The sequence below is a fragment of the Devosia lucknowensis genome, assembly GCF_900177655.1.
GTDB classification, from domain to species: Bacteria; Pseudomonadota; Alphaproteobacteria; order Rhizobiales; family Devosiaceae; genus Devosia; species Devosia lucknowensis.
The window spans coordinates 17778-42369 of record NZ_FXWK01000001.1 but is presented as its reverse complement, the minus strand read 5'-3'; the positions used below and the strand labels follow the sequence as shown (position 1 = coordinate 42369).

24 protein-coding genes are annotated in these 24592 nt (G+C 62.9%); 14 read left to right on the top strand and 10 right to left on the bottom strand.

Going from position 1 to position 24592, the window contains the following annotated elements:
* Window positions 1-115 precede the first annotated feature (115 nt).
* The 3 genes from CCK88_RS00195 (at window position 116) to CCK88_RS00185 (ending at window position 5560) form a co-directional block, all read left to right on the top strand.
* Window positions 116-3730, top strand: a complete 3615-nt coding sequence (locus tag CCK88_RS00195; protein ID WP_086468552.1) for an SEL1-like repeat protein — start codon at window positions 116-118, stop codon at window positions 3728-3730.
* Window positions 3731-3875: 145 nt separating this feature from the next.
* A complete protein-coding gene (locus CCK88_RS00190) occupies window positions 3876-4802 on the top strand; it encodes a sulfite exporter TauE/SafE family protein (RefSeq protein WP_086470733.1) in 927 nt (308 codons plus the stop codon).
* Window positions 4799-5560: a TIGR02186 family protein gene (locus CCK88_RS00185; RefSeq protein ID WP_086468551.1), complete on the top strand. Its 762-nt coding sequence runs from the start codon at window positions 4799-4801 to the stop codon at window positions 5558-5560. Before CCK88_RS00190 ends, CCK88_RS00185 begins: the two co-directional genes overlap by 4 nt.
* On the opposite strand, the gene pdeM is transcribed toward CCK88_RS00185, so the two are convergent.
* The gene (gene pdeM / locus CCK88_RS00180) at window positions 5557-6264 is read right to left on the bottom strand and encodes a ligase-associated DNA damage response endonuclease PdeM (protein WP_170926293.1); all 708 of its coding nucleotides are present in this window, start codon (window positions 6262-6264) and stop codon (window positions 5557-5559) included. The two genes, CCK88_RS00185 and pdeM, sit on opposite strands and share 4 nt — an antisense overlap.
* Window positions 6265-6316: 52 nt before the next feature.
* Window positions 6317-8803, bottom strand: a complete 2487-nt coding sequence (locus CCK88_RS00175; RefSeq protein WP_086468549.1) for a ligase-associated DNA damage response DEXH box helicase — start codon at window positions 8801-8803, stop codon at window positions 6317-6319.
* A gap of 77 nt (window positions 8804-8880) precedes the next feature.
* Between CCK88_RS00175 and CCK88_RS00170 the strand changes: the two genes are divergently transcribed.
* The 3 genes from CCK88_RS00170 to CCK88_RS00160 all read left to right on the top strand — a co-directional run bounded on the left by CCK88_RS00170 (window position 8881) and on the right by CCK88_RS00160 (window position 11280).
* Window positions 8881-9168 carry a DUF6460 domain-containing protein gene (locus CCK88_RS00170; protein WP_086468548.1) on the top strand — a complete coding sequence of 96 codons (288 nt, stop codon included), beginning with the start codon at window positions 8881-8883 and terminating at the stop codon, window positions 9166-9168.
* Between the two features lie 3 nt (window positions 9169-9171).
* A complete protein-coding gene (locus CCK88_RS00165; RefSeq protein ID WP_086468547.1) occupies window positions 9172-9843 on the top strand; it encodes a nucleoside/nucleotide kinase family protein in 672 nt (223 codons plus the stop codon).
* A gap of 87 nt (window positions 9844-9930) precedes the next feature.
* Window positions 9931-11280, top strand: coding sequence for an MATE family efflux transporter (locus CCK88_RS00160; RefSeq protein WP_086468546.1), 1350 nt, complete (start codon window positions 9931-9933; stop codon window positions 11278-11280).
* Here the strand turns inward: CCK88_RS00160 and CCK88_RS00155 are convergent.
* The gene (locus tag CCK88_RS00155; protein ID WP_086468545.1) at window positions 11263-12369 is read right to left on the bottom strand and encodes a quinone-dependent dihydroorotate dehydrogenase; all 1107 of its coding nucleotides are present in this window, start codon (window positions 12367-12369) and stop codon (window positions 11263-11265) included. The two genes, CCK88_RS00160 and CCK88_RS00155, sit on opposite strands and share 18 nt — an antisense overlap.
* The gene (locus CCK88_RS00150) at window positions 12366-12725 is read right to left on the bottom strand and encodes a DUF952 domain-containing protein (protein WP_086468544.1); all 360 of its coding nucleotides are present in this window, start codon (window positions 12723-12725) and stop codon (window positions 12366-12368) included. The genes CCK88_RS00155 and CCK88_RS00150 overlap by 4 nt, the downstream gene beginning before the upstream one ends.
* Before the next feature lie 133 nt (window positions 12726-12858).
* Between CCK88_RS00150 and CCK88_RS00145 the strand changes: the two genes are divergently transcribed.
* Both CCK88_RS00145 and aac(6') read left to right on the top strand, forming a co-directional pair.
* Window positions 12859-13509 carry a S24 family peptidase gene (locus CCK88_RS00145; RefSeq protein ID WP_086468543.1) on the top strand — a complete coding sequence of 217 codons (651 nt, stop codon included), beginning with the start codon at window positions 12859-12861 and terminating at the stop codon, window positions 13507-13509.
* Window positions 13510-13511: 2 nt separating this feature from the next.
* Entirely contained in the window at window positions 13512-13949 is a 438-nt protein-coding gene (gene aac(6') / locus CCK88_RS00140; RefSeq protein ID WP_425290624.1) for an aminoglycoside 6'-N-acetyltransferase, read from the top strand.
* A gap of 37 nt (window positions 13950-13986) precedes the next feature.
* Here aac(6') and CCK88_RS00135 read toward each other — a convergent pair whose 3' ends face one another.
* Complete coding sequence (locus CCK88_RS00135) at window positions 13987-14352, bottom strand: chlorophyllide reductase (RefSeq protein WP_140048840.1); 366 nt, start codon at window positions 14350-14352, stop codon at window positions 13987-13989.
* Between the two features lie 173 nt (window positions 14353-14525).
* Between CCK88_RS00135 and CCK88_RS00130 the strand changes: the two genes are divergently transcribed.
* The 3 genes from CCK88_RS00130 to CCK88_RS00120 are packed head-to-tail and all read left to right on the top strand — an operon-like array spanning window position 14526 to window position 16185.
* Window positions 14526-15041: a DUF2975 domain-containing protein gene (locus tag CCK88_RS00130; RefSeq protein WP_086468540.1), complete on the top strand. Its 516-nt coding sequence runs from the start codon at window positions 14526-14528 to the stop codon at window positions 15039-15041.
* A gap of 2 nt (window positions 15042-15043) precedes the next feature.
* Window positions 15044-15268, top strand: coding sequence for a helix-turn-helix domain-containing protein (locus CCK88_RS00125; RefSeq protein WP_086468539.1), 225 nt, complete (start codon window positions 15044-15046; stop codon window positions 15266-15268).
* A gap of 38 nt (window positions 15269-15306) precedes the next feature.
* On the top strand, window positions 15307-16185 hold the full coding sequence (locus CCK88_RS00120; RefSeq protein ID WP_140048839.1) for an alpha/beta hydrolase family protein: 879 nt from the start codon (window positions 15307-15309) through the stop codon (window positions 16183-16185).
* An 83-nt stretch (window positions 16186-16268) separates the two neighbouring features.
* Here the strand turns inward: CCK88_RS00120 and CCK88_RS00115 are convergent, their stop codons facing one another.
* The gene (locus tag CCK88_RS00115) at window positions 16269-17921 is read right to left on the bottom strand and encodes a lysine--tRNA ligase (RefSeq protein WP_244557393.1); all 1653 of its coding nucleotides are present in this window, start codon (window positions 17919-17921) and stop codon (window positions 16269-16271) included.
* A gap of 143 nt (window positions 17922-18064) precedes the next feature.
* Here CCK88_RS00115 and CCK88_RS00110 point away from each other — a divergent pair, with 143 nt between their 5' ends.
* Together CCK88_RS00110 and CCK88_RS00105 are read left to right on the top strand one after the other, a co-directional pair.
* Entirely contained in the window at window positions 18065-18475 is a 411-nt protein-coding gene (locus CCK88_RS00110; RefSeq protein WP_086468536.1) for a tellurite resistance TerB family protein, read from the top strand.
* Between the two features lie 14 nt (window positions 18476-18489).
* Complete coding sequence (locus CCK88_RS00105) at window positions 18490-19155, top strand: DUF2161 domain-containing phosphodiesterase (RefSeq protein WP_086468535.1); 666 nt, start codon at window positions 18490-18492, stop codon at window positions 19153-19155.
* On the opposite strand, the gene CCK88_RS00100 is transcribed toward CCK88_RS00105, so the two are convergent.
* Window positions 19152-19865, bottom strand: a complete 714-nt coding sequence (locus CCK88_RS00100; RefSeq protein WP_170926292.1) for a transporter substrate-binding domain-containing protein — start codon at window positions 19863-19865, stop codon at window positions 19152-19154. The genes CCK88_RS00105 and CCK88_RS00100 overlap by 4 nt on opposite strands.
* 155 nt (window positions 19866-20020) lie before the next feature.
* On the bottom strand, window positions 20021-21229 hold the full coding sequence (metZ, locus tag CCK88_RS00095; protein WP_086470732.1) for an O-succinylhomoserine sulfhydrylase: 1209 nt from the start codon (window positions 21227-21229) through the stop codon (window positions 20021-20023).
* Window positions 21230-21549: 320 nt separating this feature from the next.
* Between metZ and CCK88_RS00090 the strand changes: the two genes are divergently transcribed.
* Entirely contained in the window at window positions 21550-22656 is a 1107-nt protein-coding gene (locus CCK88_RS00090; RefSeq protein ID WP_086470731.1) for a 2'-deoxycytidine 5'-triphosphate deaminase, read from the top strand.
* A 77-nt stretch (window positions 22657-22733) separates the two neighbouring features.
* Here CCK88_RS00090 and CCK88_RS00085 read toward each other — a convergent pair whose 3' ends face one another.
* Together CCK88_RS00085 and CCK88_RS00080 are read right to left on the bottom strand one after the other, a co-directional pair.
* The gene (locus tag CCK88_RS00085) at window positions 22734-23513 is read right to left on the bottom strand and encodes an ATP-binding cassette domain-containing protein (RefSeq protein ID WP_086468533.1); all 780 of its coding nucleotides are present in this window, start codon (window positions 23511-23513) and stop codon (window positions 22734-22736) included.
* A complete protein-coding gene (locus tag CCK88_RS00080; RefSeq protein WP_086468532.1) occupies window positions 23513-24571 on the bottom strand; it encodes an ABC transporter permease in 1059 nt (352 codons plus the stop codon). Before CCK88_RS00080 ends, CCK88_RS00085 begins: the two co-directional genes overlap by 1 nt.
* Between the last annotated feature and the right edge of the window lie 21 nt (window positions 24572-24592).

Below are 24592 nucleotides of genomic sequence, written 5' to 3'. Positions count from 1 at the left end.
CCCTTGCATATTGCGACAATGCTTAACGGGTTCTTTACCATGTTTTCTCAAGAGTAACCGTCATACCTTCGTGTTGAATCGCGAGGGGTCCGTCTGTTTTGACGAAGGACCTGTCATGCCCCGCGCCTACAGCCACTCCAATTACGACGAACAGGCTCAAGATCCCGGAGCCGGTGAATGGCAAGCCTTGCGCGGAGAACTGGTGGCGCTGCTCGATAAGGTCGAGAGCCATTACGGCCCTGTCGATGACGAACCTGCGCCCCCCGCGATGACTGGTCTGGCACAGCGCGTTCGGCAGCTGCGCGATCAGGTCGGCACACCCGAGCCAAGCAACCGCCGCCGCGAGGCGCTGCGCACGGTCAAGCGGGCGGTCGACCGGTTCAGCGAACGCGATGCACACCCGGCCGAGGCCGAGGAACAGGATGACCTGACGGCCGCAATCGCCCAGATCCGCAGCCGACAGGGCCCGGCGCCGATGCCCGTGCCTGCCCGTCGTTCCAGCGACATGCCGGAAATTCGCGAACTCGGTTCGCTGGTGGGTGGCATGAGCCAGCGTCTCGAACGGCTCGAAGGCGAACTCAAGTCGCAGCGTTCGAATGGCGAACATGTGCGCGAAGTGGCCAGCCAGGTCGAACAGCTGACCCAGGTGGTCGAACTCCTCGCCGGCGCGGTGGGCGAGACCGGACAGGTCAAGCGCCTCGAGTCGCAGATCGCCGCGCTCGGCGCCATGATCGAGGAGGGTCCGCGCAACGACCTGCATGTCATCAATGCCCGGCTCGACGATGTATCGACCACCGTGGGCAAGCTGGCCGAATTGCAGGCCCAGCAGATGGAGCGCGAGATTGCCCGCGAAGAGCGCCGTGGCCTTGAAGGCAAATCCGAGGTCGCGGCTCTGGCTCCGGCCATGCAGTCGATCGAAGCCAGCATGCGCAACGTCTATGACCGCATCGACGTCATTGAGCGCAGCGTGTCGCTGTCATCGGGCGAATTCGAGCGCCTGACCAGCGACATGGCCGCCCTGACGGCGGCCGTGCAGAACAATTCCAGCAATCCCGGCGATCTGGCCGAGCGGATCGAGGAGCTGGTCGCCCGGCTCGACACGTCGGCCGGCGGAAATGCCGATGTCGCGGCCCTCACCGCCGAAATGGGGGTGCTGCGCCAGGCCGTCCTGTCGGGCATGGAGCCGCGCTTCGCGAAGATCGAAGAACAGATCGAGGCGCTGAGTGAGCGCATCTCTCCGGTCGACAGCAAGGCCGTCGAAAACCAGCTCAAGCTGCTGATGGACCGCATGGACGATGCCGGCGCCCAGCTCGACGGACTCGCCCGGCTCTATCATGCCGCCGAAGAACGGCCGGACATGAATGCGCTCGCCGACCTGGTTGCCGAGCGCACGAGCGAAGTCTTCAAGAAGGCGCCCGCCCCTGTCGCCATGTTCGGGCCCGAAAGCCTCAAGAGCATAGAAGACCGCATGACCGGCCTCATCAAGTCGGCAGGCAAGACGCCGGACTATGAGCAGCTGGCAGAAATTGTCGCCACACGCACGTCCGAGGCTTTGCGCACGCCTGGTGCAAGTGGTCTCAGCGACGAGAACATGGCGGTTCTCGAAAAGCGCATGACCGCGCTGTTCAACACCGCAGGCAAGGACACGGCCGAACGCCTCACGCGCCTCGAGGCGGTGCTGGCAGCCAAGTCCGAACAGGCGGCCGCGCCTGCGCCTGCCGCCAAGGCTGCCACCCCGGCCGCCGCGACGCCGGCCAAACCGTCCCAGCCCGATGCCGAGTTTGAACAGGCCCTGCGAGGCGACGTCGTTTCCAGCGGTCGGCTCAATGCCATCCTCAGCGGTCTCGGCGAAGATCGCCGCGACACAATGCCGAGCAATCCGGCCGACGATGGGCCGCTGATCGATCCGGGCTTCCGCGACAATGCACCGGTTCGCTCCGCCCTGGCCGGAAAGGCCATTGCCGGCGAAGCGGCCAAGCCATTGGTGGAGAAGCCCGCCGCCCCGAAGACTGCCACCGGCTTCGATCCCGCTCAGGCCGAACGGCCGCCGCGCCCCCGCTCGAGCTTTGCCGAACTGGATACCGATCCGTTCGCGCCCGCGCCCAAGCCCGCTCAGGACAAGCTGGCCGAGCCTGCTGCCGCGGCTTCGAGCACCAGCACCTTTGTCGCTGCGGCCCGTCGGGCCCAGCGCGCCAAGCAGGAAGAAGTGCAGGCGACGGAGAACAACTCGATTATCGCCCGCGCACTTTCGCGCGTTCGCAACCGCAAGGACGCGGGCGCCGAGACAGCCGATGCCAAGCCAGTTGCCGCACCAAAGGTCGACGCGAAAAGCGATCCGAAACCCTCACGTCGTGACCGCAAGGCGGAAAAGGCCGCCAAGCGCGAGCCCGTGCTCGCGCCCGAGCAGAAGGCCCCTGCCCTTCCCGAAGCCAAGGACGACGGCCCGGGCTTCCTCACACGGCATCGTCGGCCGCTGCTACTTGCAGCGACGCTGGTCGCGGTTTCCATGCTAGCCCTCAACCTCGTCATGCAGCGCATGAATGCCGCAAGTCCGGCTCCTGAACCGGCACCGGCGGCCGCGGCTCCTGCCGCGCAGAACAATCCGCCGCCATCCGATGATGTGTCGTCGGTCGTGCCACCCCGGGTCATCGACATGGTCGATGTCACGGCTACCGGCTCGATCAATCCGGGCGAGCCGATGAGCTTCGGTCACGCAACCACGCTGGCGACATCGACGCCCATTCCGCCGGCGCTGACGGCTTCCAATGGCCGGATCTCGGCGGCGACATCCGGATCCGGCGCGGCGCCCTCAACAACCCCGGACGTGACGGGCTCGATCACCCCGGCGGCTGCTAGCACAGCGACAGACGAAACGTTTGACCTGCCGCCCGAGGCGGTTGGTCCGCAGGAACTGCGCGAGGCCGCCGCCGCCGGCAATGCCACGGCCCAGTTCGAAGTTGCGGCTATTCTGGGCGAAGGCCGCGTACTCGAGAAGAACCCTGAAGAGGCGGCGCGCTGGTACGAGCGATCGGCCGCGCAGGGCTTCGTTCCAGCACAATACCGGCTGGGTAACCTCTTCGAAATGGGAGCGGGTGTCGAAAAGGACCTGGAACAGGCCCGGCTCTGGTATCAGCGTGCTGCCGAAGCGGGCAACCGCATGGCCATGCACAACCTGGCCGCCCTCTATGCAGGGGGCGAGATGGGCGAGCAGCAGTTCGAACTGGCCGCCGAGTGGTTTGCCCGCGCGGCCGAACGCGGCATGACCGACAGCCAGTTCAACCTGGGCATGCTCCATGCACGCGGTCTTGGTGTCGAGCAGGACTTCGAGCAGTCGTTCAAGTGGTTCTCGCTGGCGGCCCGCAACGGCGACCAGGACGCGGCCAAGGCCCGCGACGATATCGCCAAGTCGCTTTCAGCCGAAGCCGTCAGCCGCATCAATGCTCAGATCGAAAGCTGGAAAATGCAGCCGGTGGAGCTCGCCGCCAATTTTGCTCCCATCGGAACATGGTCGTCGACCTTCGACCCGGGCCAGCCAATCAGCAGCAGAGACGTCATCGCCAAGGTGCAATCGGCTCTTAGCAAGCTCGGCTTCGACGTCGGCACGCCCGATGGCGTCGCCGGACCCAAGACCAGCGATGCCATCAGGTCGTTCGAGAAAGCTACCGGCATGAGCGAGAGCGGCGTCATCAACCCAAGGCTTCTGGCCGTCCTAGGCAGCCAGCCCGTGTAAATTCGGGTCGATCATTTGACAGCGCCATGGCCCGGACATATGCCCGGGCCATTACTGTTTTTTGCCGTGCTTCGGCCTGGCCTTACCTCTTGTTGACGGACCATCCCTTAGGATGGTCCGCAAGACCATTACGGGACCCAGGATCTTGCAGATTTACCTGCCGATCGCCGAGCTTTCCGTGAACCTCTTCTTCCTCATCGGGATCGGAGGGGCCGTCGGCTTTCTGTCGGGTCTGTTTGGCGTGGGTGGCGGGTTCCTGCTGACGCCATTGCTGATCTTTTCCGGAGTGCCCACCGCGGTGGCCGTCGCTTCGGTGACCGGACAGGTCGTGGCAGCGTCGACCTCAGGTGCCCTCAGTCACTACCGGCGCGGGGGCGTCGACCTGCATCTGGCGATGTATCTGGTGCTGTCGGGCATCTTGGGCGCCTTCGGTGGTGTTGCGGCGTTCGACCTGCTGCGGCGGGCTGGCCAGCTCGATCTGGTCATCGCCCTTGGTTTCCTCGTACTCTTGGGCTCCGTAGGCATTTTGATGCTGCAGGAGGCCGTCCGCGCCCTGCTCAAGCGCCGCCAGGGCGTTGTCGTTCGCGAACGCCTGCCTAACCAGCACAACTGGATCCATGGCCTGCCGATGCGCGTGCGCTTCAAGAAGAGCCGCCTTTACATCAGCGTGCTGCCGGTGTTGGTCATCGGTCTCTTCATCGGTTTCGTGGGCTCGCTGCTGGGTATCGGCGGCGGCTTCATCATGGTGCCGGCGCTGGTCTACCTGCTCCGCGTGCCGGGCAGTGTCGTTATCGGCACCTCGCTTGCCCAAGTGGTGGCGATGATGGCGGCCACAACGGTGCTCCATGCAGTGCAGAGCCAGAGCGTCGACATCCTCCTTGCCTTCTGCCTCATGGTGGGCGGCACGGCCGGGGCGCAGTTCGGCGCGGCTGCCGGCAAGCATCTGCGCGGCGAACAGTTGCGGGGACTTCTGGCGCTGCTGGTGCTGGCCGTCGCGATCCGCTTCGGCCTGTCGCTGGTGCTCACGCCGAGCGACATCTATTCGATGGCCGTCGGGAGCGTGACGCGATGATCCGTCTGCTTGTCTGCATCGCCATCCTTCTCGCCGGCATGCTGCCTGCGCAGGCAGAACGGTTGATTTCGGGGATTTCCAACGACACGGTGCAGATCACCTCGAGCTTCGACGGCGAGCGCATGACCTTCTTCGGGACGATTGCGCCTGAGGCTGGTGCCGAGCAGCGCTATGTCGAGGGGCCGTACCAGGTGGTAATCGTGGTCCTCGGCCCGACGCAGGATCGCGTCGCGCGCAAGAAGACCAACAATTTCGGCATTTGGCTCAATACCGAACAGGTCGAGTTCAAGCGCTTCCCGAGCTATTTCCACGTGCTGTCGAGCAAGCGCCTGCTCGAGATCACCGATATCGCGACGCTCAATCAGAATTTCATCCTGCCCGAGTCCCATGCCATGGTCCCGAACCAGGCCGGCTTCATGAAGACGCTGAACTTCGGGCGGGAGCTCATCCGCCTGATGTCGGGCGAAGGGCTCTTCGGCGTGCAGGAGAGCGGCGTGCAGTTTATGTCGGACAATTTCTACCAGGCGCAACTTATCCTGCCGAGCAGCGCTCCGCCAGGGCCATACATCGCGCAAACCTACGTGTTCAAGAACGGCGCGCTCATCGCGCGGAAATCCGACGGATTTGCCGTGCGCAAGATCGGATTCGAGCGGTTCCTCGCGCTGTCGTCTACGCAGCAGCCGCTGCTCTATGGTCTGGCTTGCGTCGTGCTGGCCCTGTTCACTGGCTGGCTCGGCGGCGTGCTGTTCCGCCGCTAACCGCCAACCAGGCGCTTGACCGGGACCGGATAGGCCCGTTCGCGCCCGAGCATGACGACTTCGAGTGCCGGCCAGTGAAAGAGACCCAGGAACGCCTGCGACAGGATATTGATCGCGCCGGTCGAGCTGCCATAGGCGGGCAGGATGAGGAGCCGGCTATCATGGACGAAGCAGGGCTTGCGCGTGCTGCGGCCGTCCATGGCAATCCGCGCCGCCGGATGCAGGTGGCCGGCGACGAGGCCGGTGCGCCCCTTCTGCGGCTCGTGGGTCAGAAACAGGCCATCGAGTTCGAGCTCCGGCAGGCAGATGCCTCCAATGGAGTGGGGAACGGGATCGTGGTTGCCTGACAACCACAGGCATTCCACGGTTTCGGTGATGGCATCGAGCCGCATGCGGTCGGCTGGCGTCAGCAAGCCGGCGGAGTCTGGACGGTGGAAGCTGTCTCCCAGCGCCACGAGGCGCCTGGCCCCGGTGCGCCGCAGATCGGTCTCGAGCCGGGTCAGCGTCATCGCCGTATCGTAGGGCGGCAGCATCTGGCCGCGCCGCGCGAAGCTCGCCATCTTCTCGAGATGGAGGTCGGCGACCAGCAGCGTTTCGCGCGACCGCCAATACAGCGCGCCCGACGGGAGAGGCTCGAAATTATGGCCGGCGAAGCGCAACAAGACGGTGTCCGGAGTGATGTCGGCGAGGGCAGCGTTGTTCATATAAGACATCGGTCCGAGAAGCGAAGGCCGTTCACCGAGGCGTGCAGCGGGCTCAGATTTCGCCCACTGCCTCGCGCAGCAGTTCCGCGGCTGCATCAGCCATAGCTGATTCCCTGGCTTCCCCGAAAATCGGTTCCTTGCCGATATCGAGCATGACCGGCACGGCGAGCGGCGAAATCTGGTGTAGCGGCTTGTGCACGATGTGATGCCGGATGCGCGCAAGCATCTGGCCAAGCCGCTCGATATCGAGCAGCCCCCGCGCCGCATCGCGCCGCGTCGCCTCGATCAGGATGTGGTCGGGCTCGTGCTGGTAGAGCACATCGTAGATGATGTCCGAGCTCATGGTGATCTGGCGGCCGGTCTTCTCCTTGCCCGGATGGCGGCGCTCGATCAGGCCGGCAATGATGGCGCAGTTGCGGAAGGTGCGCTTCATCAGCGCCGACTCATCGAGCCAGGATTCGAGATCATCGCCAAGCATGTCCTCGTCGAACAGCTGGTCGAGCGACAGCCGACCGGTGCGGATCAGCGCCGACAGATCCCCGAGGCCCCAGATGGCGAGGGCATATTCCGAGGCGACGAAGCCGAGCGGGCGCGCCCGCTCCCGTTCCAGCCGCCGTGTCAGAAGCATGCCCAGGGTCTGGTGCGCGAGCCGCCCCTCGAACGGATAGCAGACGAGGAAGTGCTGCGTTCCACGGGGGAATGTCTCTACCAGCAGGCTGTCGCGGCGGGGCAGCACGGAAAAGTCGCGTTGCAGGCGCAGCCAGTCGCTGACCTGGTTGGGCAGCTTGTGCCAGTCGTCGGGCGTGTCCATGATGCGGCGCACGCGCTCGGCAAGATAGGTCGAGAGGGGAAACTTGCCGCCCATGTAGGACGGTATCTTGGGGTCTTTGGCAAAGGCGCGGGACACGAAGGCCTCGTTGTCCTTCATGCCCTCGAAGGCGACGATCTCGCCGCCGAACATGAATGTGTCGCCGGGCGACAGCGTGCCGAAGAAATATTCTTCCATTTCGCCCAGTACGCGGCCCCCCGCGCCGATCGGCCCGGTCGTGCGTCCTTCCTTTTGCCCTCTCGCGCGCACGAGGCGCACGCGAACCATCGGCTCTTCGATGATGGTGCCGATGTTGAGCCGGTATTGCTGGGCCACCTGCGGATGCGCGATGCGCCATTTGCCGTCGTCCATCTGCTTGAGCCGGGCATAGCGCTCGTAAGCGCGCAGGGCGTAGCCACCGGTGGCGACGAAATCGAGCACCTTGTCGAATTTTGCGCGGGGCAACTGGCGATAAGGCCACGCCCGCAGAACTTCCGCGTAGAGTTCCTCGGCCAGGAAGGCGTCGGCACAGGCCATGCCCAGCACATGCTGGGCGAGCACGTCGTAGCCGCCGGGCAGCGGATCCTCGCTATCCTGATGCCCTTCCGACACGGCCTCGACCGCCGCTTCACACTCTAACACCTCGAAGCGATTGGACGGCACCAGCAAGGCGCGGGAGGGCTCATCGAGCCGGTGGTTGGCGCGGCCGATGCGCTGCAACATGCGGGACGACCCCTTGGGCGCGCCGACCTGCACGACGAGATCGACATCGCCCCAGTCGATGCCGAGGTCGAGCGTGGAGGTGCAGACCACGGCCTTGAGCTTCCCGACGCCCATGGCGGACTCGACCTTGCGGCGCTGCTCCACCGAGAGCGATCCGTGATGCAGGGCGATGGGTAGCATCTCGTCATTGATGCTCCACAGGCCCTGGAACAGGAGCTCGGCCTGGGATCGGGTGTTGACGAAGAGCAGCGTCGTCTTGTGCTTCTTGATGGTCTCGTAAAGTTCGTGATGGGCATAGACGGCTGAGTGGCCCGCCCAGGGGAGGCGCTCTTCGGTCTCGAGGATCTGTAACTCCGGCGGCGCCCCGCCCACCATGCGCAGGAGATCGGTGCGCCGGTCCGGATTGGGCTGCGCGATCCACTCCTGCAAGAGGTCGGGTCGAGCGACAGTGGCCGAAAGCGCCGTGATCCGCACTTCCGGCGCCAGTTTGGCGAGACGAGCCAGACCCAGCGAAAGGAGATCGCCGCGCTTGGAGGTCACCAGCGCATGCAATTCATCGAGCACGATGCGCCTGAGCGATCCCAACATCAGCTCGGCCTGCGGATGCGAGATCAGCAGTGCCAGCTGCTCGGGCGTGGTCAGCAGCACGTGGGGCGGCTTTACCCGCTGCCGCGCCCGCTTGGAGGCGGGGGTATCGCCGGTTCGCGCCTCGACGCGAATGGGCAGGCGCATCTGCGAAATCGGAGTGGAAAGATTGCGCTCGACGTCCACCGCCAGCGCCTTGAGCGGGGAGATATAGAGCGTGTGCAGGCCTTCGAAATCGCCGTCGACAAGGTCGGTCAGGGTTGGCAGGAAGCCGGCCAGGGTCTTGCCAGCGCCGGTGGGTGCGATCAGCAGCTGGCTGGCGCCTTCCTGGTAGCTGCCGAGCACGGCGAGCTGATGCTCGCGCGGTGCCCAGCCGCGGGAGGCGAACCAGTCGCTGATGATGGTTGGGACAAAAGCGGGCAAAGTTGACAGGAAGCACCTAATACAAATCGCTCAAGAGCCTATATGATGGCTTTGCCCCTGCCAAACGGAGTGGACGAATGACAGAAGACTATCGACCCGAACAGCGTTCCGCGCTGACGCGGTTTATGGGCGGTAGCCCGGTTTCGGTCATCATCAGGCTGGTGCTGATTTCGCTTCTGGTAGGTTTCGTCATGTCCGTGTTTGGCTTCAATGCTGCTGACCTTCTCCGCGGCGTGGTGGACATGGTCCGGGACGCGCTTCGCGACGGTGCCGGAGTGTTCAGGCAGATGGGCGGCTATATCCTCGCCGGCGCCGCCATCGTGGTGCCAGTCTGGCTGTTGCTTCGCCTCACCCGGGCTCGCTGACCCATGGTCGATACGCTCCGACTCACGCCGCCAAGCGCCCTGTCCCGGCTCGTGCCGCACATCCTCGAAATGGAGAGTGCGGCGCACGGGAAGCGGATCGCCATAGGCATGGCGGGCGGACCGGGCACCGGTAAATCCACGCTCGCCGCCGAGCTTGTGGCCATGCTCAATGCGGTCAAGCCAGGCAGCGCCGCCCTTGTGCCCATGGATGGCTTCCATATGAAGCACGCCAAGATCGAAGCGATGGGCGTCGCCGATCGCAAGGGCGCACCGCATACATTCGAGGGTGCCGCATTTGTCAGCTTTCTGCATCGACTCAAGCATGCCGATGAATCGGTGAGCGGTCCTGGCTATAGCCGAAAGATCGAGGACACGATCGACGATGCATTCACGGTGCCCGTGGACGCGAAGGTGCTCGTGGTCGAGGGCAATTATCTGCTTTTGACCGAAGGCCCTTGGGCAGGGGTCAAGTCGCTGCTCGACTATGCGGTTTTCATTCACGTGCCGCGCGAACTCGTGCGCAACCGACTGATGAAGCGTCACGGCGAGGAAGGTCTCTTCACCGAGGAACGGAACCGCGCCCATATCGAGCGGAATGATCTTCCCAATTACGATCTCGTCGAACAGTCTCGCGAGCGGGCCGACGTGATCTTCGAGCTCGACGTCGAGCGATGACGTCAGGGCCCGCTTCGCCTCCGCGGGCTTGCGGGCCCGGTCGCGAGGTGAGCAAGTAGGCGCGCCTCACGCCCGCCGAGTCCACCGATGACACCCTCCCGTACCCAGCATCCCTTCCACGTAAGCAGCAGGGATGTCTGGTCCATCGCACTGCCCGCGTCCATCGCATTCATCACCGAGCCCTTGGTGGGCCTGGTCGACATCACCGTCATTGGGCGGCTGGGCGATGCGGCGCTCTTGGGTGGGCTCGTGCTCGGCGCGCTGGTCTTCGATGTCGTCTTCTCACTCGCCTATTTCCTCCGCATCGGAACGGCCGGACTGGTCGCCCAGTCCGTTGGCGCCAGGGACCCGCGCGACGGGCTGTTGCATCTCAGCCGGGCTCTCGTGCTGGGCGTCGGCATCGGCATCGCGATGATCGCACTGGCAGCGCCCATTCTCTGGCTCGCCGTTCGTCTTCTGGCCCCGGAGACCGGCGTCGAAGCGGCCCTCTCCGATTACTTTCACTGGCGGATCTGGTCGGCCCCCTTTTCCCTGATCAACTACGCCTTGCTGGGATGGTTCTACGGCCGCGCAGCCGCCAGGACCGGCATGATGCTGCAGTTGCTGCTGCATCTCGTTGACATAGCCCTCTCCATCTGGTTCGTGCATGGCCTGGGCTGGGGCGTCGCCGGGGCGGCCGCGGGCACGGTCATCGCCCAGGTGGTGGCCACATGTACTGGACTTTGGCTGGTGACCCGCCACTATGGTGGTCTTGGCTCATTGCTCCGGCGCATCGCTCCAGGCGAATTGAGCGATACGGCAGCGATCCGTCGCATGTTTGGTCTCAGCCGGGATCTGATGATCCGCTCCATGGCGCTCATGGGTGCCTATGCGTGGTTCGCGGCGCAGGGCTCCCGCATGGGCGAGGTGGCCCTCGCGGCAAATGCAGTCCTGCTCAATCTCCTGATGGTCGTGGGCTTTTTCCTCGACGGCATAGCGCAGGCCGCCGAACAGCTGACCGGCAAGGCGGTCGGCGCCAACTGGCGGCCTGCCTTCGAGCGGGCCTACGGACTATCCATGCTGTGGGGATTGGGCCTCGCGGTCGGGCTGGGCGTCGTGTGGTATCTGGCCGGCCCCTGGGTCATCGGCTTCATGACAACCAATGAAGCCGTGCGGGCGGAGGCCCTCGCCTACTTGCCGATCGCGGCGCTCTGCACCGTCACCTTCATGCCCGCCTTTGTCTATGACGGCATCCTCATCGGCGCCACCCTCAACACCACGATGCGCAATGGAATGGTGGTGTCGTTGTTGGCGTTTCTCGCAGCGGCGACGCTGCTGCAGCCGGTATGGGGCAATTGGGGACTTTGGGCCGCGCTCCACGTCTGGTTCCTGGCGCGCGGCGCCATTTACTGGTGGGCGCTGGAGCGACGAAAGGCAGGGCTATTCGGCGCGGCCTGAGCTCCAGTCATCCGTTTTCGTTCCGACCAGTTCGGCAATGTTGGTCTTGCCTGCAGCCCGTACCGCTGCGACCAGTCCGCGCTTGATCCGGTCGAGCAGATCGAGCCCGCCGAAAACCAGCGCGGAATAGAGTTGCACGGCATCGGCGCCAGCCTCGAACTTCTGCACCGCTGACTGCGGCGAGTGGATGCCGCCGACACCGACCAGTGGCAGAGTTCCGACCCGTTGGCGCATCTGCGCCAGGCGCTGCGTCGCGAGGTTGAAGAGCGGCTTGCCCGAAAGACCGCCGGTCTCGTCGGCATTTTCCATGCCGGCGACGGCCTCGCGGGAGATCGTCGTGTTGGAAACGATCAGACCATCAAGGTCTGTCTCCAGGATAACGCGCGCCACAGCATCGAGACCCGCTTCGTCGAGATCGGGAGCAATCTTGAGGAGAACCGGCACCCGCGTCTTTGCCTTGGCGCGGGCTGCCAGCACTTCGCCCAGAAGGCGCCGGAGGGCCTCGTCGGCCTGGAGATTGCGCAGGCCGGGCGTATTGGGTGAAGAGACATTAACGGTCAGGTAGTCAGCGAGATCGGCGAAGCGGCTTACCCCCAACACATAGTCGGCAACGAAATCCTCGGAATCCTTGTTGGCGCCGATATTGACGCCCAGCGCCGCAGGCACGCGCAGGCCCCTCAACCGTTCGAACGCCGCCTCGTGGCCTTCGTTGTTGAACCCCATCCGGTTGATGACGCCATCGGCACCAGCGATGCGGAACAGTCGCGGCTTGGCGTTACCGGCCTGCGGGCGCGGTGTCACGGTGCCGATCTCGACCATGCCGAAACCCATCAGCGCAAGCGGGCGCGGCACTTCGGCATTCTTGTCGAAGCCGGCAGCAATGCCCACAGGGTTTCTGAGATCAAGGCCGCAGAGGTTCGTCGCTAGCTCCGGCGGGTCGGGATGCTCCTGCTGGGGTGCAAGGCCAAGGCGCAGGGCGGTAATCGTCGCGCCGTGGGCTGTCTCGGGGTCCATGCGCAGCAGCGCATCCCTGGTGAGATTCGCGAGCGCCGCAGTGCGCAGCAGAGGAGAGAAGGCAGACAGGATCATTGCACGGCCTCGGGAAGAACGCAGTTGCCTTCTGCATCCACGCTGATGGTTTCCTCCCACTCGACGCGATCCATGTCGAGTGGGCCATTGTAGAGGTGCGGAAAGAGCTGGCCGCCACGCGACGGCTCCCAGACCAGGTCATTGTCCAACTCGTCTGCGCGGATCGCCAGCAGCGCAAGGTTGTCCTGACCCTTGAAATGCAGGCGAAGGGTTTCGGCCAGTTGCGCTGCGGTTGAAAAATGCATGTAGCCGTCGGCCACATCTATGGGCATGCCGCCATACTGACCGCTCAGGCGAGCGGGCGCGAGGCTCGCAGGCGTCGCGATCTTGTAAATTATCACGGGCGCATCTGGCATGGGGCGGAACCTCGAGCTCAATAGGACGGCAAGACCGTGCCTAATAGGGCCGAGCCCGCTTTACAAGCTAGAGCGGAGCCGATAGTCTAGGATTGTTTTCCGCCATAAGAAGTAATTCCTTTCCGGTGCAGCCATGCTTTCACATCGGGCCATTTGGGACGGCATAGACGGACTGGCGCGCCGCCAGGGTGTTTCCGTCTCTGCGCTGGCCAAGCTGGCCGGTCTCGATGCCACCGCATTCAATGTGTCCAAGCGCGTCAGCAAGGACGGTCGCGAGCGGTGGCCATCAACTGAAAGCATCGCCAAGATCCTGGAAGCGACCAACGAGAGTTTCGACAGCTTTCTGTCCGGGACAGGCGCCTTTCTGTCAGTCCATAGCGGCTTTGCGGAAAGCGACCTGCGCAACATTCCCCTGCTTGGCCTGGCACAGGCCGGCAGCGGGGGCTTCTTCGACAGTGCGGGATTTCCCGTCGGTCACGGCTGGGACGAGGTTGCCCTGCCCACGCCCGATGACAATGGTATCTACGCTCTGGAAATCTCTGGCGACAGCATGGAGCCGCTGTACCGGGAGGGCGATCGCATCGTCGTGTCGCCGACCGAGCAGGTTCGCCGGGGCGACAGGGTCGTGGTCAAGACGCGCGATGGCGAAGTCATGGCCAAAATTCTGGCGCGCCAGTCGGCCAAGCAGATCGAGCTGCATTCGATCAATCCGGCCTACGAGCCACGCATCCTCGACATTGTCGACGTGGAGTGGATGGCTCGGATCATCTGGGCAAGTCAGTGAGAATTGCACGCGCCATTACGTCCGATGCGCACGAATGGGTGGCGATGCGCACGGCGCTCTGGCCCAGTGGTGGCGGTGGCGCGCATGCGGCCGAGATCGCCGCCTTGCTGGGTGACGCGGGGGCGACGATCAACCTGATTGCTCGCGATAACGAGATGGCGCTGGGCTTTGCCGAGGCTTCGTTAAGGCATGACTATGTCAATGGCTGCAAGACGTCGCCGGTGGCGTTTCTCGAAAGCATCTATGTTGTGCCCGAGGCGCGCGGCCGAGGCGTGGCCCGGGCGCTGGTCGCCGCAGTCGAGAACTGGGCACAGGAACAAGGCTGCAAGGAATTCGCTTCCGATGCGCCGGTTGGAAACGTTGCAAGCTTCGACATGCATCAAGCGCTGGGTTTTGTGGAAACCCAGCGCGTCGTGTTTTTCAGGAAGGTTTTAAGCTGAGGCAACCGGTGTCCGACCTGGCGGCCCGAGAAATCCGTCAGTTGCAGCCCGCGCGGGCGAACATGTCGGCGACCAAAAGCGGCGTTGCGGGGGTCTCCTGCCGCTGGGCACTCGCCGTCGCCGACAGGGCGATGAGGGCCGCTTCGCTCGAAATGCCGAGCGTTGACCGGCAGACCAATCCACCTTCGAGGCGCCGGGCGGATTCGGCGACGAGCAGGCTCGTCGCCTCACCCACACCGGCGAGATATGCCATTACGGCGTTGCGGGCGGCATTGTCGGTTGATGACCTCTCGATGAGATTGATGACCTGAGTAACTGAAATCTGCCCCGTGCTGGTAGACGATGCGGCCACCGCGGGAGCAGCGGAAAGGCTCAGAAGAGCCAGGACTTTAAGCGTACGCATTTGATAGACTCCTTATCGTGTAGCGATAATTTATACTCCTCATATGAAGTTTTATTATTGTCAAACGATAATTATTGTGCGATCTCCTGATCATTGAAATGAGAGGGCGGTTCATGACCAGGTCCATAGGCGCCGGTTTTGGCGACGAGACATGCGTGCCGGTAACACCGCGCATGGCGCTGCTGTTCAACGGGCTGGCGGTGGGAGCGGTGACGATGGCAACGCTGCTGCCGGTAGCAGCGCTGGGATACTGGCTGCTGATCGGAGATGGCGACATCAGGCAGATGGTGGGCCTTAGCGCAGAGGCATTGCCCGTGATTGCCGTGGGGCAACGGTTGGGTGCGGCGCTGGTCGCCTTGCTGACCATACTGCCATTGGCATGGGCGCTGGTGCGGCTGCGAGTCTGTCTCGTGTGCTTTTCTCGCGGAAAACCATTTGCAAGCGAGGGGATCCGGGCACTGCGGGACTTTGCGCTCGGCTCCATGCTGGCAAGCATCGCGCAGTTTTTCAGCCACGCGGCGATGAGCTTGGTGCTTACTGCCACGGCCATAGCCGGCCACAAACAGATATCGCTCGGCATCAGCAGTCAGATGCTGCTGATGATCATGTTTGCCGGGGTCATCGCCGCCCTTGCCTGGGCCATGGAAAAGGCTGCCGCGATTGCTGAAGAAAACAGCCAGTTCATCTGACCATGGCAATCAAGGTGAAACTGGGCGTCGTACTGGCTCAGCGCAATGTAAAGTCGAAGGACCTGGCCGAATACATCGGCATTACGGAAGCTAACCTGAGCCTGCTCAAGCAGGGGAAGGTGAAGGGTATTCGCTTCGATACCCTAGAGGCGATTTGCCGGCACCTGCAGTGCCAGCCGGGCGATATTTTGACCCTTGAAGACAACCCGGCAGACGCCGCGGAGTAGACCGACCCAGAGACGTGGAGAGTGGAATGCGGCTTCTTGTGAGCGCCGTGGCGTTACTTCTTACCCTGCCGCCTGCACTCGCGGGGGCTCTGACGGTGGAGCGGGGCGATGGCAGCGTGGTTCACTATACGCTCGACCGGCCGAACAACGATGCGGAAGGGCTGTTGCTGATCGTCCAAGGCTCGGGATGCGCGCCGGGGGCGACAAATCCGAACATGGCGATGGTGCGAGCGGCGTTTGCCAACTATGCGACGGTGATTGTCGAAAAGATTGGGGTGTCGCCCGACTTGGTCATCGCAGACGAACCAACCGACTGTCCGGCCGAGTTCGTGACAAACTACACCTTCAGCCAGAGGCTGAGCGACTATCGGCGTGTGCTGGAGGCACTGGCGGAGGACGACACCCTGCCCGAGCGGCTGGTGATGTTTGGCGGCTCGGAAGGTGGGCTGGCTGTAGCGGCGCTGGCGGGAGAGTTCAAAGCGGACGCTGCGATTTTGCTGTCATCGGCGACCGGACCGAGCTTTGGCGAGATGGTGAAAGCGACTGTGCCGCAGGAAGCGCATCCGCATTTTGACGCCGCTTTTGCTGCGGCGCGTGCCAATCCGGACAGCCGCGAGGTGTTCGGTGGGTATCCCCTCAAATTCTGGGCGGACATCATCGATGTGAGCACGGCCGAGCGGATGGCGCGAGGCGATGGGCCATATCTGATCATTCAGGGTGGCCAGGATGAAGCCAACCCGCTGGCCCTGGCGCGGCAAACGGTGGATGCGTATTCGTCTGCCGGCGGTTGCGGTTTGACCTACTGGGAGTTCCCGCTACTCGATCACAGCATGGCGCCGCCGGATGGGACTTCGCGATTGGCAGAGGTCATGACCTCGGCAGCGGAATGGGCCGAGGCGCCTATGGCAGATTGCTGAGAAGCCGGACACAAATCCGGCCGAAGGGCCGGTAAAGGGTGCGGCGCGTGATCCCGTAGTCCACGCGTCGCACTTTCGAATGTTCAGGACTGTGCGGTCATCAACCGGCCGGCCAAGGCGTCAGCGATCAGACGGCGCGTATTGTCGATGCCGTAGAGTGCTGCGAAGGATCCGAAGCGCGGCCCGCGTTCCTGCCCGATCAGCACCTGGTAGAGCATCTGGAAAAAGTCACCGGAGACGCCCGGACCGCCATTTGGGCCCGTCTTGGTGTGATCCTGATAACGCTCGATGCCGCGGGCGACGTCCAGAGCCGCATTCTGAATGGTCTCGTTGTCGGCATCTGCCGGCAGGTCGGCAAAGGCAGCTGAAAGCGCTTCAAGCGCTGCCCGTTCAACGTCGTCGGGCGCACGATACGTCTTTGCCACGAAATCGCGGAAGTAGCGCATGGCGTAGCCAACCAAAGCATCGAGATGCGGATGGGTCTTGGCTGAAACGCCCGGGGCGTAAGCCGAGATATAGCCCCACATAACTTCCGGAGTTTCTGGGTTCGATGCCGTGGCGAGATTGAGCAGAAGCGCAAAGGTGACTGGCATGTCGACCTTGGGCACATTGCCGAAGTGGACGTGGAAGGCCGGATTTTCGAGCCGCGCGGTCGCGTCCTGCCGCTCATATGCGGAAACGAAGTTGGCATATTCGTCGACGGCGCGCGGAATGACGTCGAAATGCAGACGCTTGGCTACCCGCGGCTTCTGGAACATGTAGAGGCCGAGGCTCTCGGTCGGCGCATAGGTCAGCCATTCGTCGATAGTGAGGCCATTGCCCTTGGACTTCGATATCTTCTGACCTTCGGCATCGAGAAACAGCTCGAAAACATAGTGCTCAGGCGGGGTGCCGCCCAGGATCGCGCAGATCTTGTCGTAGATATGCTGATTGGTCTGGTGGTCCTTGCCGAACATCTCGAAGTCAACGTCGAGCGCTGCCCAGCGCATCCCGAAGTCAGGCTTCCACTGCATTTTCACGTTGCCGCCGGTGACAGGCACGGTGGTGTCGCGTCCATCTTCGTCGGTGAAGGTGACCGTGCCGTCCTTGGCATTGACTTCCTTCATCGGCACATAGAGCACACGGCCCGAAATCGGCGAGATCGGCAGGAAGGGCGAATAGGTCGCCTGACGCTCGGCGCCGAGAGTGGGCAGCATCACGGCCATGATGTCGTCATAACGCTCAGCTGCGAGCCGAAGCACGTGATCAAACTTGCCGGACCGGTAGTAGTCGGTCGCGCTCGCGAACTCATAGTCGAACCCGAAGGTATCGAGGAAACGGCGGAGCATGGCGTTGTTGTGATGGCCAAAGCTGTCGTATTCGTTGGTCCAGGGATCGGGAACCGAGGTCAGCGGCTTTTGCAGATGCGGCTCCATGGCCTCCTTGGAGGGCACGGTATCCGGAATCTTGCGCATGCCGTCGAGATCGTCGGAGAAGCAGAGCAGGCGCGTCGGAACCTGGTCGCGCGTCAGCAGGCGAAACGCCGTGCGCACCATAGTAGTGCGTGCCACTTCGCCAAAGGTGCCGATATGGGGTAGACCCGAGGGGCCATAGCCGGTCTCGAACAGGGCTTCGCCCTTGCCGGACTTTTCGAGCCGTTTGACGATCTTGCGTGCTTCTTCAAAAGGCCAGGCGCGAGCAGTCTGCGCGGGCTCGAAAAAGGACGGATCAAGTTCAGGCAAAGCGGCAGGCGACACGGGGCAGCAGCCTTTCGGGACGGAAGGGAAACAACGAGGCCGGTCATTGCACCGGAACCGGGTAGACGTCAATGTCGCAGGTGGTTGCGGAAGGCGGTCGCACATCCTAGTTCTTGAAGCCAAACCGCAATCGGGATCGAGAAATGACCACTGCCCATGACGCCCTCATCCACCTGATGATCGTGGCCGCCACGTCCGACAGTGCCATGAGCGAAAAGGAGCTGAAGCGCATTACGGCCCTGATCGACAGGCTGCCGGTGTTCGAGGGCTTCGACAGAAGCCGGCTCGAAAGCGTGGCCAATGACTGTGCCGATATTCTGAACGGCCCGGACGGGCTCGACCGGGTCATGGACGAGGCCATCGCCGCACTGCCGATCAAGCTGCAAGACACAGCCTATGCCGTGGCCGTGGAAGTCGCCGCCGTGGATTTGTTCCTGGAGCAGGAGGAGCTGCGCTTCCTCGAAATGCTGCGTGACAAGCTCAGCCTCGACCGGCTGACGACTGCCGCAATCGAAGTCGCCGCACGCGCACGCCACCGTCGCTTGCCGAGCTGACGAACCGCCCGGCAATGGAAACCGCGCTCTACCTTCCCGTCAAAGCCTTTCTCGAAGCGGCAGGCTACGTGGTTAAAGGCGAGATCGGTGGGTGCGATCTCGTCGGTATCAGCGAAACGGATCCACGCGTGATCGTGGTGTGCGAATTGAAGCTCAGCTTCAACCTCGAGCTCATCCTTCAGGCTGTCGATCGCGCGACGGTTGCGGATGAGGTCTGGATTGCCGCCCGGATATCCAGCACCGGGCGCGGCCGGGAGGCCGACAAGCGCTATCGCCAGCTGTGCCGCAGACTGGGTATCGGTATGCTGGGGGTGACGGACCAAGGGATGGTCAGCGTTATCGTCAGCTCGGTTTCACCGATGCCACGCACCAATCCCAAACGCCGCTCGCGGCTGGTGCGCGAGCATCAAAGACGACAAGGCGACCCGGCACTGGGTGGCAGTACACGCGTGCCCATCATGACGGCGTATCGCCAGCAGGCGCTGGTGTGCGCCTGGGCGCTGCTGGACGGCCCTCTTCGGCCGCGAGACATGCGGGCCGCAGCGCCCGATGCCGGAAAGATTCTGTTGAGCAACGTTTATGGCTGGTTCGAACGCGTCAGCCCGGGCATTTACAAACTCACGGAGACCGGGCGCAGCGCCGCCGAGCAGAACCCCGCCCCGGTGGCTCAGGGCAACTAGTAGAAACCCACGGGAAACCAGCGCAGGTAGAGTTCGTCGAGCGCACCATTCTCCTGCAAGCGGACCAGAGCCCAGTCGATTGCGTGCCGAACCGGATCGTGTCCCGCCGGCATGGCGATAGTGAAGCCCTCGCCGAACAGGTGAGGCCGAAAATAAGCTTCGCCAGCGAAGCCGCAACAGCCCAGATTGTCATTGAGCCAGAACGAGGCGCGCATCGCGTCACCGAACCAGGCATCGACCCGGCCGGCCTTGACCGCCTCCAGTCCCTCGATCTCGCTGTCGAACGTGATGGTCTCAATGCCAGGCAGGTAGCGCTCCAGGAAGGCGGCATGGGCGCTGCCAGCGCGCACTGCAACTTGTGCTTCATTCAGAGCGTCAGCACGAAAATCCTCGACGTCTTCAGCCTGTGTGACGAAGCGGCCCGGCAAGGCGAGGTAGGTCGAGGAATAGTCGAAAAGAGCGCCATTTTCTTCTGACATGGCCAATCCGGCGATCAGCGCGTCGCCCTGGCTGTCACTCAAGGCATTGGCAGCCTGATTCCAGGGCCAGGCCTGAATGGTACAAGCCACATTGATCTCGGCGCAGATGCGTTTGGCCAGATCGATGTTGAACCCCACCAACTCGCCGCTCACATCGCGGAAATTGAAGGGAGGGAAATCAGCGGTGGTCAGGAAACGGATGGCCGGGATCGGCGTCAGGCTGGGGAGCATTTCCCGAGCGTCCGGATCGGCATGATGTGGAAGCGGCTGCGCGAGAGCAGGAGTGGCGAAGGCGAGTGTCGCGGCAAAAACCGCGACCCCAATCGCACGGACCCACCCCCACCCGGCCTCCCCCATTGGGAGTGAGGCCTCTGCTGCCCTCTGCATCACACCTGATCCAGACCATACATCAGGTCGGCAACGAGATCGTCTGGATCTTCCAGGCCGACCGAAAGGCGCAGCAGACCCGGCGTGACCCCGGTCTCCAGCCGCACCTGCTCGGTGAGCCGCGCATGGGTAGTGGTCCTTGGATGGGTGATGAGGGACTTCGCGTCGCCCAGGTTGTTTGAGATGAGAACGACGGCCAGATTGTCGGACAGCGCAAATGCGCCCGTCTGACCGCCTTTCACGTCTATCGCGAGCAAAGTCGACCCACGGGTCATCTGCCGCCTGGCCAAGTCAAACTGGGGGTGGCTTGGATGGTGAGGATAGATAATCCGTTCGATTTTTGGATGCCCAGCCAGCGCGGCCGCTACCTTTTCGGCAGAGTCGGTCATCCGCTCGACGCGGAGGCTATAGGATTCGAGGCCCTTGAGCAGGACCCAGGCATTGAAGGCACTGAGGGTTGCGCCGGTCTGGCGCAGGAACGTGTGCACGTCGCCCTCGATCAATTCCTTTGATCCCAGGACAACTCCGCCGAGCACCCTGCCCTGACCATCGATATGCTTGGTGGCGGAATAAGTTACGAGATCAGCTCCGAGCTCGAGCGGCTTCTGATAAAGCGCCGTCGAGAAGACATTGTCGACGATGAGCTTGGCTCCATGGGCGTGGGCAATATCGGCCACGGCCTTGATGTCCACCAGTTCAAGCGTCGGATTGGTGGGGGTCTCGATGAAGACCACCTTGGTGTTGGGCTGCATGGCCCGGGCGAAATTCTCCGGGTCACGCCCATCGACCAGCGTGGACGCCACGCCGAAACGTGGGGCATAGTCCTCGACGACATAACGGCAGCCGCCAAACAGCGCTTGGGCGGCCACGATGTGGTCGCCTGCCCGCACCTGGCTCATCACCGCATTGGTGACGGCGGCCATGCCCGAGGCAAAGGCCTTGCCAGCTTCAGCGCCTTCAAGCAGGGCCATCCGATCTTCAAACATGTCGACGGTGGGATTGGCGAAGCGGGAGTAATTGTGCGCGCCGGGGATCTTGTTCTGGAACAGCAGCTCGGCATGTTCGGACGACGGGTAAGAGTAGCCCGAATTGAGGAAAATAGCCTCGCTGGTCTCGTTGAAGCCCGAACGCATGCCGCCGCCATGAACCATCTGCGTCGCTGCCGAGAGCTTCCTGGGATCGTTCAAAGGATTGTCGTTCTTGGACATGGTCACGCTTTCAAACAAAAAACCGGCACGCACTGGCGGCCGGTTCACGACGGTCTTTAGCACTTATCGTTCGAGACTGCTGTCTCAAGTGGCTGCAAGCGACCGGCCAAATCACCACTGAGGCTACGTTAGTGCGAACTCGGCGCGGCCGTCAATCGCGGCTTGTTGGGGAATAAACCCATTCGCCGCCATCCTATCGTCACAGCCCGGCTTGTCCGGGCAATCCAGACTTGGCACAAGAATGCTGGATCGCCCGGATGAGCTCGGCGAACACGGCGCGGGAAGCGCGGGACACGCTCGCGAAGGTAGAAAGCAGAACGATGACCGAAACCTGGCCCAAGGGTGTCTTCACGGCACGGTTGATCGAAAAGCTTCATGACGAGGGTGCCATCATCGCATCGCGGCCGTTCGATGCGGATCAGGTGCAGCCGGCAAGCCTGGATCTTCGTCTCGGCAAGACTGCGTTCCGCGTTCGCTCCAGCTTTCTTCCCGGTCCGAGCCATTCGGTCGCCGAACGCATTGAAGCGCTCAAGCTTCACGAAATCGACCTCACGAAAGGCGCCGTGCTCGAACGCGGCTGCGTCTACCTCGTGCCGCTCGAGGAGAGCCTCCGGCTGCCAGCGGACGTCAGTGCCTCAGCCAATCCCAAGAGTTCGACTGGCCGTCTCGACGTGTTCACACGCATTATTGGAGACCGGGCCCGAGGCTTCGACCAGTTGCCGCAAGGCTATTCCGGCCCACTCTATCTCGAGATCAGTCCTCGCACCTTCCCGGTGCTCGTGCGGACCGGCTCGCGCCTGACACAAATGCGGTTCCGCAGTGGAGACGCGCGCCTGTCGGTAGCGCAGCATCAGGCGCTGCATGCTTCCGACACGCTGGTGGTGGGGGGCGACCAGCCGGTCGACAATGGCGTGGCGCTTTCCATCGATCTCGAGGGCCAGGGCCGCGACGGGCTTATCGGTTTCCGCTCCAAGCGCCACACCGCGGTGGTCGACGTGGACAAAAAGTCCGCACTCGACGTGCTGGACTTCTGGGAGCCGCTTTATGCACGCGGCCGCAGCGAGCTGATCCTTGACCCCGATGAGTTCTACATCCTCGTAAGCCTTGAATCGGTTCACGTGCCGCCCACCCATGCTGCGGAAATGGTGCCATTTGACCCGCTGGTCGGTGAATTCCGTGTCCACTACGCCGGCTTCTTCGATCCTGGGTTTGGCCACTCGGCCGCGGGCGGTAGTGGGAGCCGCGCCGTTCTAGAGGTGCGCAGCCGCGAAGTACCGTTCCTGCTTGGTCACGGCCAGAACATCGGCCGGCTGATCTATGAAGAGCTGGCAGAAAAGCCGGACCGGCTCTATGGAAGCGCCTTTGGCTCCAATTACCAGGCTCAGACCCTCAAGCTCTCAAAGCATTTCAGGCCATTTGCAGGCTGAAGCCGGCGCGCGGGTAGCACACCGGCTTCAATGGACGGCAGGAGGACAAGTGCCGGCCAAGGTGTTTCCACAGCGCCCTACGCTGCGGCCGACGTCGCTCCGGGCGCGGCCTTTGCTCCAGTCATGAACGCGACCGCATCGGACATCGTGTAGTCTTTGGGATCGATCACGCAGAGACGACGGCCCAGCCGATGAACGTGGATGCGGTTGGCGACCTCGAACACATGCGGCATGTTGTGGCTGATCAGGATGATCGGAATGCCGCGTGAGCGGACATCCTGGATAAGGTCCAGTACCTTGCGCGACTCCTTGACGCCCAATGCGGCGGTCGGCTCGTCGAGGATGATGACTTTGGAACCAAAGGCTGCGGCCCTTGCCACCGCAACCCCCTGTCGCTGGCCGCCCGACAATGTTTCCACGGCCTGGTTGATATTCTGGATGGTCATCAGCCCCAGCTCGCTGAGCTTTTTCCGCGCGATCCGTTCCATTGCCGGGCGGTCAAGCTGCCGAAGCACCTTGCCCATGAAGCCGGGTTTGCGCAGTTCGCGGCCCATGAACATGTTATCTGCAATCGACAGCGCCGGTGACATGGCCAGCGTCTGGTAGACCGTTTCGACACCCGCCAAGCGCGCATCGATCGGCGACGAAAACGCTACGCGCTGTCCTTCCAGGAAAATGTCGCCGCTGTCGGGACGTATCGCCCCAGACAGCGCCTTGATCAGCGACGACTTACCAGCGCCGTTATCACCAATGACGGCCAGGATTTCGCCGGGCATCAGATCGAAGTCGCAATTGTCGAGCGCGGTCACGCGGCCATAGCGCTTGTTCAGGTTACGGGCGTAGAGAATGGGTTCCATCACGCAGACACCTTCCTGATCCACTGATCCACCGCGACGGCGGCGATGATCAGCGCGCCAATGAGCAAGTATGTCCACTGGGCGTCGGCACCAAGCAGACGCAAACCCAGTGAAAAAACCCCGACGATCAAGGCGCCGAAGAACATGCCGAGGATCGATCCACGGCCTCCAAAAAGCGAAATTCCGCCAATCACCACCGCAGTGATGCTTTCGATGTTGGCCGATTGGCCCGACGTGGGCGAAACCGAGCCGATGCGTCCGATCAGCACCCATCCGGCAAAGGCACAGATGAGGCCGGACAGGGCATAGACCGAAATCAGGATGCGCTTGGTGTTGACGCCAGAAAGCGCCGCCGCGTCAGGATCGTCACCCACCGCGTAGACATGCCGGCCCCAGGCCGTGTGGCGCAGCACATAAGCCAGGATCAGGACGATCCCAATGAAAAAGATCACCCCGTAGGTGAATACGGCGCCGCCGACGGAGAAGGACTGGCCGAAAAACTGCAACAGCGGCGCGTTGACCTCGATCTCCTGCGCCCGGATGGTTTCGTTGCCCGAATAGAGGAAATTGGTGGCCAGAGCGATTTGCCACATGCCCAGGGTGACGATGAACGGGGGCAGCTTGATGCGGGCGATCAGCCAGCCGTTGATGAAACCGATGAAGGTGCCGACCACAAGCCCACAGGCAATCGCGACGGCGGGCGGAAGGCCCAATTTGAAGGTGAACTGGCCCATGATCACCGAACTGAGCACCATGATGGCGCCGACCGAAAGATCGATACCGGCCGTCAGAATAACCAGGGACTGCGCCGTTCCGACGATGCCGACAATGGCAACCTGCTGAAGAATGAGCGTCAGGGCGAAAGAAGAAAAGAATTTTCCGCCCAGAAGAACCCCGAACACCAGCACCGATGCCACGAGGACAATCAGCGGTACGAGCGCGGGATTGGAGTGCAGCGCGTGTTGCACACGCGAAAGCAGGGTGTTTTCATGCTCGAAGCTTGCGACCGCCTCGCTTTGTCCCAATAGCCCTCTGTCGGCCTCGGTCTGGTTTGTCATGGGTGTCCTCCCCGGTTCCCA

Excerpts from the sequence above, each read along its gene's own strand:
- CCK88_RS00100 (WP_170926292.1), bottom strand. The coding sequence starts at position 19,865 with ATGCTCCCCAGCCTGACGCCGATCCCGGCCATCCGTTTCCTGACCACC.
- CCK88_RS00090 (WP_086470731.1), top strand. The coding sequence starts at position 21,550 with ATGACCGAAACCTGGCCCAAGGGTGTCTTCACGGCACGGTTGATCGAA.
- CCK88_RS00150 (WP_086468544.1), bottom strand. The coding sequence starts at position 12,725 with ATGCCAGATGCGCCCGTGATAATTTACAAGATCGCGACGCCTGCGAGC.
- CCK88_RS00165 (WP_086468547.1), top strand. The coding sequence starts at position 9,172 with ATGGTCGATACGCTCCGACTCACGCCGCCAAGCGCCCTGTCCCGGCTC.
- CCK88_RS00080 (WP_086468532.1), bottom strand. The coding sequence starts at position 24,571 with ATGACAAACCAGACCGAGGCCGACAGAGGGCTATTGGGACAAAGCGAG.
- CCK88_RS00195 (WP_086468552.1), top strand. The coding sequence starts at position 116 with ATGCCCCGCGCCTACAGCCACTCCAATTACGACGAACAGGCTCAAGAT.
- CCK88_RS00085 (WP_086468533.1), bottom strand. The coding sequence starts at position 23,513 with ATGGAACCCATTCTCTACGCCCGTAACCTGAACAAGCGCTATGGCCGC.
- CCK88_RS00185 (WP_086468551.1), top strand. The coding sequence starts at position 4,799 with ATGATCCGTCTGCTTGTCTGCATCGCCATCCTTCTCGCCGGCATGCTG.
- CCK88_RS00170 (WP_086468548.1), top strand. The coding sequence starts at position 8,881 with ATGACAGAAGACTATCGACCCGAACAGCGTTCCGCGCTGACGCGGTTT.
- CCK88_RS00160 (WP_086468546.1), top strand. The coding sequence starts at position 9,931 with ATGACACCCTCCCGTACCCAGCATCCCTTCCACGTAAGCAGCAGGGAT.
- metZ (WP_086470732.1), bottom strand. The coding sequence starts at position 21,229 with ATGTCCAAGAACGACAATCCTTTGAACGATCCCAGGAAGCTCTCGGCA.
- CCK88_RS00155 (WP_086468545.1), bottom strand. The coding sequence starts at position 12,369 with ATGATCCTGTCTGCCTTCTCTCCTCTGCTGCGCACTGCGGCGCTCGCG.
- CCK88_RS00135 (WP_140048840.1), bottom strand. The coding sequence starts at position 14,352 with ATGCGTACGCTTAAAGTCCTGGCTCTTCTGAGCCTTTCCGCTGCTCCC.
- pdeM (WP_170926293.1), bottom strand. The coding sequence starts at position 6,264 with ATGAACAACGCTGCCCTCGCCGACATCACTCCGGACACCGTCTTGTTG.
- CCK88_RS00145 (WP_086468543.1), top strand. The coding sequence starts at position 12,859 with ATGCTTTCACATCGGGCCATTTGGGACGGCATAGACGGACTGGCGCGC.
- CCK88_RS00130 (WP_086468540.1), top strand. The coding sequence starts at position 14,526 with ATGGCGCTGCTGTTCAACGGGCTGGCGGTGGGAGCGGTGACGATGGCA.
- CCK88_RS00110 (WP_086468536.1), top strand. The coding sequence starts at position 18,065 with ATGACCACTGCCCATGACGCCCTCATCCACCTGATGATCGTGGCCGCC.
- CCK88_RS00105 (WP_086468535.1), top strand. The coding sequence starts at position 18,490 with ATGGAAACCGCGCTCTACCTTCCCGTCAAAGCCTTTCTCGAAGCGGCA.
- CCK88_RS00125 (WP_086468539.1), top strand. The coding sequence starts at position 15,044 with ATGGCAATCAAGGTGAAACTGGGCGTCGTACTGGCTCAGCGCAATGTA.